Source organism: Sphingomonas sp. STIS6.2 (genome assembly GCF_000732685.2).
GTDB lineage: Bacteria > Pseudomonadota > Alphaproteobacteria > Sphingomonadales > Sphingomonadaceae > Sphingomonas > Sphingomonas aerolata.
The window spans coordinates 86038-92847 of the sequence record NZ_JPDP02000035.1 but is presented as its reverse complement, the minus strand read 5'-3'; the positions used below and the strand labels follow the sequence as shown (position 1 = coordinate 92847).

General features: G+C 69.0%; 5 protein-coding genes. 1 reads left to right on the top strand and 4 read right to left on the bottom strand.

What is annotated here, in order from left to right; genetic code table 11:
- A partial coding sequence (locus tag sphst_RS21095; protein WP_234387420.1) for a DnaJ domain-containing protein occupies positions 1 to 292 on the bottom strand: 292 nt, incomplete at its 3' end.
- Between the two features lie 95 nt (positions 293 to 387).
- Between sphst_RS21095 and sphst_RS20345 the strand changes: the two genes are divergently transcribed.
- Positions 388 to 534: a hypothetical protein gene (locus sphst_RS20345; protein WP_156360378.1), complete on the top strand. Its 147-nt coding sequence runs from the start codon at positions 388 to 390 to the stop codon at positions 532 to 534.
- A gap of 93 nt (positions 535 to 627) precedes the next feature.
- Here sphst_RS20345 and sphst_RS05115 read toward each other — a convergent pair whose 3' ends face one another.
- The 3 genes from sphst_RS05115 to ligD all read right to left on the bottom strand — a co-directional run bounded on the left by sphst_RS05115 (position 628) and on the right by ligD (position 6755).
- Positions 628 to 1521 carry a transglutaminase family protein gene (locus sphst_RS05115; RefSeq protein ID WP_107045252.1) on the bottom strand — a complete coding sequence of 298 codons (894 nt, stop codon included), beginning with the start codon at positions 1519 to 1521 and terminating at the stop codon, positions 628 to 630.
- A complete protein-coding gene (locus tag sphst_RS05110; RefSeq protein WP_107045260.1) occupies positions 1518 to 4025 on the bottom strand; it encodes a circularly permuted type 2 ATP-grasp protein in 2508 nt (835 codons plus the stop codon). Before sphst_RS05110 ends, sphst_RS05115 begins: the two co-directional genes overlap by 4 nt.
- Positions 4026 to 4256: 231 nt before the next feature.
- Complete coding sequence (gene ligD / locus sphst_RS05105) at positions 4257 to 6755, bottom strand: DNA ligase D (protein WP_234387413.1); 2499 nt, start codon at positions 6753 to 6755, stop codon at positions 4257 to 4259.
- Between the last annotated feature and the right edge of the window lie 55 nt (positions 6756 to 6810).

The following is a 6810-nucleotide window of genomic DNA, read 5'->3' as shown; positions in this document are numbered from 1 at the left end:
CGCTGCGAAAGCCGCCGCCGGGCTGAGGCCGCCCACCACCGCCGCCACCGAAGCCGAACGGCGCGGCGGGGGTTCCGTCGCCATCGATCTCGCCGCGATCGAAGCGCGCGCGCTTGTCCTTGTCGTTCAGCAGGTCGTACGCGTTGGTGACCTGGCTGAACTTCTCCGATGCCTTCGGATTGTCCTTGTTGCGATCGGGATGAAGCTCCTTGGCGAGCTTGCGATACGCCTTCTTGATGTCGGCTTCGTTCGCGTCGCGGGCAACGCCCAGGGTCTTGTACGGATCGGCCACTTAGGTCCCCACTCTGTCTTGCGCGTCTATGTGGGGCCGCCGCGGGCGCAACGCAATTCCCGTACCGTGCGTTTGGCGGGCGAGAGGAGACGATGATGGCTGACAAGCAACCGATGCAGGGCGTGCCCGAGGGCGATGACGGTGCCAAGCAGAAGGACGGGGTGAACGACGCGCCGGCCAAGGACAAGGGCGGCGAGAGCGGCGGTGGATCCTATCCGAACCCGCATGAGGGGAAGGACTGACCTGTCTGTTCTCCCGCGAAAGCGGGAGCCCAGAGTCGCGGGGACGGCGTTCGTGGTTCTGGGCTCCCGCTTTCGCGGGAGAACACATAGGAGCTAGCTCGAAACCGTGTCGTCCAGCGGCGCAACGTCGACGCTGACGTCCATGCTCTGCGCGCCCGAGCCCAGCACCACACCATCGACCGGTGCGATCTCGGCATAATCGCGGCCGACCGCCATGACGATATGGTCGCTGGCCATCCAGATGCCGTTGGTCGGATCCATCCCGACCCAGCCGTGTACCGGCCCGCACCACAGCAGGACCCAGGCATGCGTCGCATCCGCTCCGACCAGCCGCGGCTGGCCCGCGGGCGGGATGGTGCGGATATATCCAGACGCATAGGCGGCAGGCAGGCCGGCGGCGCGCAGGCCGGTGATCATGATCTGCGCGAAATCCTGGCACACGCCCTTGCGGTGGAGGAACGCCTCGTGCGGCGGGGTGTCGACCAGCGTCGCATCCGCATCGAACACGAACTCGCGCTGGATCCGGCGGGCGAGCGCGATCCCTGCCTCCAGCGCGCCGCGCGCGGGGTCGAGATCGGCCGCGCAATAATCGGCGATCGCATGGTCGAGCGGGATCAGCGGCGAGGGATAGAGATAGGTGGCGGGGCTCGCCGCGGAGAGGTCGGTGCTGGCGCGCGCCAGCGCGGCGATCTCGGCAAGCGTCGGGTCGCCGGCGTCGGGGACGGGGACGAGCCGGTCGACGGTGATCCGCGACCGGCTCTCGATCGTCAGGTGGCGTACCGGGCTGTCGACCACCAGCCGCGTGACGTTGGCGAGCCCGGCCTCGGCCCGCGCGGGGCTGATCCGGCCCGCGGGGTGGACCGAGAGCGTGTAGTCGTCGAGCCGCTGGCCGGGCCAGTCGATGGGCTTCAGCCGGAGGTTGCAGCGCGCGAACTTGACGCTCGCGCCATAGTCAAAGGTGGTGACGTGACGGATGTCGTAGATCATGCAAGCGTCAGTTCGCTGGTGCGGAGCGGCTCTGCGCCTTGCAGGAAATAGCGTCTCGCCAGCGCGTCCGACACGCCCGCCAGCCGGCGTTCGACGTCGCCCAGCGTATCCGCGTCCAGCTCGGCGGCGGTCGCGGTCATTACGATCGCCATGAGTGCGGTCGCCTGGGCCTGTTGCGGTTCGGCCATCTCGTCATCGCTCAGCACCGGCAGCTCGGCGAGCCGGGCGGCAATGCGGTCGGCGGAGAAGGCTAGGCTGCGCGGGTTGCCGGGGTCGAGCGCCACGAGATCCATCACCGGCACGCGCGCGATTCCCGTTGGATAGCGCTGGCGATAGGTGATCTGGCTGTCGGCGAGGTCGAGCAGCACCGACAGGTCGTCGGGCGAGGCGCCGGGCATGCCGAACAGCCGGATCGCGCGGGCCATCGCCATCGCACGCTCGATCCGGCGGCCGAGATCGTGGAACCGCCACGCCGCGGTCCGTCCCATATGCTCGGCGGACAGCCCGGCGATCGCGGCATAGCGGCGCTGGAGCGAACCGGCGCGTTCGAGCATCCCGCGATGCGTCGGGAAGGGCGCCTCGAGCAGCCGGACCATGTCCGAGGACAGCCGGTCGCGCGATCCCTCGCCGATCGCACGCGCATGGCGGTTGATCGTCGCGACCGACTGCCAGCCCTCGTCCTCCATCGCGGTGCGCGCGAACGCGGTCAGGTCGGCGCGGCGCAGCGCGGGGGGATGCGGTGCGGCACCGCTGCCGACGATCAGCCCAACGAGCTTGCCGACGGTCTGCGACGACAGCACCGCGCCGCCGTCCGCGTCGATCGAATTGCCGAGCATGACGCGGATCGCGGCCAGCAACGCCTCGCCGCGCTCGAGATAGCGGCCGAGCCAGTAGAAATTGTCCGCGACTCGGCTGGGCAGCGTGCCGGGATTGCGCCGGACGTGGAGCGAATCCGGCGCGGTGAGCAGCGAGACGGGCGCAACGGGCTCGGGCCCATAGACGCAGACATCGGCGGACCAGATGCCCTCGCCCATCACCGCGGCGCGCGCGTCGGGATGCTCGCCGATCCGCGCGAACCCGCCAGGCAGCACGGTCCATTCGCCGTCGCCGCCGCGTGCTGCAAAGACGCGCAGCGTGAACGGGCGCGGCTCGAGCGTGTCGCCAACGACGACGGGCATGGTCGACAGGCGAACGATCTCCTGCCCGACATAATCCTGCGGCCGGCGGGCCATGTCGGCGAGCAGCGCGGCACGGTCGGCGCCGGTGATGTCGGCACCCGCGGTCGCACCGTTCGGCAGGCCGAGCGGGCGGGTGTGATAGGCGGGGGCGATCAGCAGCCGGTCGAGATCTGCCTCGACCGCGGTGCGCGCCGCGTCCTGCCCGCACCACCAGGTCGCGATGTTGGGGAGCAGCAGGTCTTCGCCGAGGATCGTGCGCGCGAGTTGCGGCAGGAAGGCCGAGAAGGCGGGGGCCTCGAGCACCGCGGAGCCGGGCGCATTCGACAGCACGACATTGCCCGCGGCATAGGCGTCGATGAGGCCGGGCACGCCGATCTGCGAATGCGTGTCGAACGCCAGCGGATCGAGCAGCCGCGGATCGAGCCGCCGCCACAGCGCGTCGATCCGCTTCAACCCGCCGATCGTGCGGACATAGAGCTTGTCCTCAAGCGCGGCGAGATCCGCGCCCTCGACGAGCAGCAGCCCCAGATAGCGCGCAAGATGCGCCTGTTCGGGATAGCTCGGGTTGAAGCGGCCGGGGGTGAGCAGCCCGATCCGCGGATCGGTGCGCTTGCACATCGCCGCCAGCCCCGCGCGGAACGCGGCGAAGAAGGGCGCGTGGCGCTGGACGTTCAGCCGCGCCTGCAGCCCGCCGAGCGTGCGGCCGACCGCGAGCCGGTTCTCGAGCGCATAGCCCGCACCCGCGGGCGCGCGCAGATGATCGGCGAGCACGCGCCATTCGCCGCTTGGACCGCGGCCGAGATCGATCGCGATGAAATCGAGGTGGCGGCCGCCCGGCGGATCGAGCCCGACCATCGGCCGCAGGAAGAACGGGCTGCCGGTGACGAGCGCGGCGGGGATATGGCCATCCGCGACCAGCTTTCCCTCGCCGTACAGATCGGCGATCACCGTTTCCATCAACGTCGCACGCTGGACGACGCCCGCCGCGATCCGCGCCCATGCGTCCGCCTCGATCAGCAGCGGGACGGGGGAGACCGGCCAGGGGCGCTCGTCGGGTTCGTCGGCGATGCGGAAGCCGGTGCCGATATCGACCGCGTGACGCTGGACGCGTTCGCGGACATGGCCGAGATCGTCCGAGGCGACCATCGCGAGCTCGGCGAAGGTCGCGCTCCAGGCGGGGTCGATGCTGCCGTCGGCGGCGGGGCAGAGCATGTCGGCGGCGGTGCTGCGCGCGCAATAGTCGGCAATCCAGCGCTCGGCATGGCGTGTCGCGTCATAGGCGCTCGATTGCGCCGTATCGGTCGGGGGCGTGGATTGCGTCGCCATCTCCATGCCTTGCTGCCCTTGATGCGTGGCGGGGGTGTTTCACCTTTCGCCGCCGCGGTGCAACCTAAAAGCGTGTCTGCGGGGCGGGTTTCGCCTACGCCTTCCACCCCGGCGGAGGCTGGGGCCCAATTGGGTGGAGGGGCGTAACGGCTAGCCACCCGTTATCACGGGCGTCCCCCAATTGGGCCCCGGCCTTCGCCGGGGTGGTGGGCGAGGGGGGCGTTTTCGCTTTTAGAAATCCGGCAGCACCTGGTCCGCCACACCCCAGCCCTTCAACCCGCGCGACCCGGCGCGTGCGATCAGGTCTTCGGCGTCGCGAACACCCCAGCGGGCGGCGGTGTCGATGTCGCGCAATTCGCTCCATGATACGGGGGCGGCGACAGGCGCGCCGGCGCGGGCGCGGGCGGAATAGGGCATCACCGCGGTGCTGCCGCGCTGGTTGCGCAGCCAGTCGATGAAGATGCGGCCCTTGCGCTTGGCCTTGGCCATCGATGCCACGAACCGGTCGGGCTCGGCACTTGCCAGCGCCCGCGCGAAACGGTCGGCGAAATCCTTGACCGCGGGCCATTCCGCCCTGGGGGTGAGCGGGACGATGACATGGACGCCCTTGCCGCCCGACAGCATCGCGAAGCTGACGAGCCCCAGTTCGGCGAGCTGCGTCTTCAGAAACTCTGCGGCCTTCTTGGTATCGTCGAAGTCGAGCCCCTCGTCGGGGTCGAGATCGAAGACCAGGCGATCGGGCTTTTCGAGGGTGTCGTTGGAGGATCCCCACCCGTGGAACTCGATCGTCCCCATCTGGACGCAGGCGACCAGCCCGTCGGCATCGTCGACATAGAGATAGTCCTCGGTCGATCCGTCCTTCTCGCGGATCGGTACCTGATGGACCGCGTCGCCGAAGCTGCCGGCATCGTGTTTCTGGAAGAAGCAGGCGCGCGACCGGCCCTGCGGGCAGCGGACGAGGCTGATCGGGCGGTTGCCCGCGAAGGGGAGGATGAGGCCCGACAGCGCGGCGTAATAATCGGCGAGATCGCCCTTGGTGACGTCGGACTCGTCGAAGATCACGCGGTCGCGGTTGGTGATCTTGATCTTGGTCTCAGGCGCAGCATCGGGGAGCGGGGCGGGGGTCTCGGCGACGACGTCCTTGGCCGCCTTGTCCTCGCGCAGAGCGATGAAGCTCGAATGGCGCAGCACGCCGTCGGGGGTGGTTTCGGCAAAGGCGATCTCGGCGACCAGCTTGGGCGTGACCCAGTGCGCGCCGCGGACCGCGGCTTTCGGGGCCTCGACCGTCGGCGTCTTGCGGTCGAGCGCATCGAGTTTCTCGCGCAGCTCGTCCATCAGCGCCTGGTCAAAGCCGGTGCCGACCTTGCCCGCATAGCGATAGGTCTTGCCCTCGCGGACACCAAGCAGCAGCGACTTGAAGCCGCGCTTCTTGTCGGACGGGAGCCAGCCGACGATGACGAATTCCTGGCGGTGCGTGCACTTGACCTTGAGCCACGCCTTGGTCCGCTTGCCCTGATAGGGCGCGTCGGCGCGTTTCGAGACGATGCCTTCGAGGCCCTCGCGGCACATCGTCTCGAACAGTTGCTCGCCCGCGCCGATGACGTGGTCGGAATAGCGCAGGCGGTCGTCATCGGCCGGGATCAGCGGTTCGAGCCGGGCCTTGCGGTCGAGATTGGACAGGCCGGTCAGGTCCTCGCCGTCGAGTGCGAGCAGGTCGAACGCGAACAGGGTCATGTCGCCGCCGTTGGAGATCGCGTCCTTCAGCGTCGAGAAATCGGGGTGGCCGTTCTTGAAGGCGACGATCTCGCCGTCGATCAGCGCGGATTTTACGGGGAGCTTCGCGGCAGCGGCGGCGATTCCGGCGAACTTGTCGGTCCAGTCGAGGCCGGTGCGGGTGAAGACCCTGGCCGTGCCGTTCGCGACCGCGACGAGCGCGCGGTAGCCGTCATATTTGACCTCGTGGAGCCAGGCGGTGCCGGTGGGAACGGCGTCGACGAGCGTGCAGAGCTGGGGGTCGCGGAATTCGGGAAGCGTGCCGTCATTCTGGCGAAGGCCAGGATCCGGAGTATCGGCCGCGACGCTTTTCGCTCTGGGTCCCGGCTTTCGCCGGGATGACGGGGGAGGGGCTGCTTTGCTCGCGCGTGCCGGCTTCTTGCCCTCGGCAATCTCCGCCATCGTGCGCCCGGTCGAGATGCTCGTCAGCGCTTCGTCGACCAGCGTGTCGGTGCCGCCCGCCGCGGCGTCGTCGATCTTGCGGAGCAGCCAGTTCTCGCGCTTTTCCTTCGCGCGGGGTTTCAGGCGGATCAGCAGCCATTCGCCTTTCATCCGTTCGCCATCGAGGACGAAGTGGAGATGCCCCTTGTCGAGGTCCTTCGCCGACTTCCCCTTGATCGGGGCCCAGGTGCCGCGGTCCCACAGCATCACCGTGCCGCCGCCATATTCTCCCGCGGGGATCGCGCCTTCGAAAGTGGCGTAGCTCAAGGGATGGTCCTCGGTGCGGACCGCGAGGCGCTTTTCGTCGGGATCGAGGCTGGGGCCGCGGGTGACCGCCCAGCTTTTGAGGACGCCGTCGATCTCCAGGCGCAGGTCCCAGTGGAGGCGGGTGGCGTCGTGCTTCTGCACCATGAAGCTGTTGCCGTTGCCGGGGGTCAGCGTGCCGGCGGGTTCGGCGGTCCTCGCGAAGTCCCGCTTGGCATTGTAGAGCGCGAGGGGGTCTGGGGTGTCAGCCACCATTATTCTCCCGCGAAGGCGGAAGCCCAGGCTGGGTCCTCGCCTTCGCGGAGAC

What these genes read in the sequence shown, in the direction of transcription:
- sphst_RS20345 (WP_156360378.1), top strand. Translation starts at nt 388, where the DNA reads ATGGCTGACAAGCAACCGATGCAGGGCGTGCCCGAGGGCGATGACGGT.
- sphst_RS05115 (WP_107045252.1), bottom strand. Translation starts at nt 1,521, where the DNA reads ATGATCTACGACATCCGTCACGTCACCACCTTTGACTATGGCGCGAGC.
- sphst_RS05110 (WP_107045260.1), bottom strand. Translation starts at nt 4,025, where the DNA reads ATGGCGACGCAATCCACGCCCCCGACCGATACGGCGCAATCGAGCGCC.